Origin of the sequence: Pseudomonas sp. KK4, assembly GCF_001984065.1 — a bacterium.
Taxonomy (GTDB): Bacteria; Pseudomonadota; Gammaproteobacteria; order Pseudomonadales; family Pseudomonadaceae; genus Aquipseudomonas.
The window spans coordinates 1-561 of the sequence record NZ_LYVP01000262.1 but is presented as its reverse complement, the minus strand read 5'-3'; the positions used below and the strand labels follow the sequence as shown (position 1 = coordinate 561).

Below are 561 nucleotides of genomic sequence, written 5' to 3'. Positions count from 1 at the left end.
TACGAGAAAAACCTCAGCGACGGCAGCAACCCGGATGCCACCGCACTGACCCAGAGCGGCACCTTCACCATCACCGCGCTGGACGGCGTGCAGACCCTGACCATCGGCGGCATCAATGTGGTGGTCGGCGGTGTCAGCGCAGGCTTCCCGCAATCCATCACCACGCCATTGGGCAGCACCCTGACCATCACCGGGTTCAATGCCGAGACGGGCGTGGTCAGCTACAGCTACACCCTCAACGACAACGAAGCACACCCGACCGCCAACGGCGCCAACAGCCTGTCCGAGCAGTTCGCGGTCACGGTGGTGGACGACAACGGCACCACCGCCAACGGCAGCCTGGACGTGAACATCGTCGATGACCTGCCCAAGGGCGTCGATGACAGCAATGCCGCGACCGCTTCGGAAACGCACCTCACCTTGGACGGCAATGTCCTGACCAACGACGTGCAGGGGGCTGACCGTGTAACCGTCGGTCCAAACAGTGGCCCGATCACCCCCGGCACCTTCGTCGGCACCTACGGCACCCTGGTGCTGAACGCCAACGGCACCTACACCTAC

General features: G+C 64.0%; 1 protein-coding gene. It reads left to right on the top strand.

Annotation, left to right across the window (positions count from 1 at the left end; all coding sequences use genetic code 11):
* Positions 1-561, top strand: a 561-nt coding sequence (locus B0W55_RS29415; protein WP_139341019.1) for a hypothetical protein, incomplete at both ends; no start/stop codon positions are given.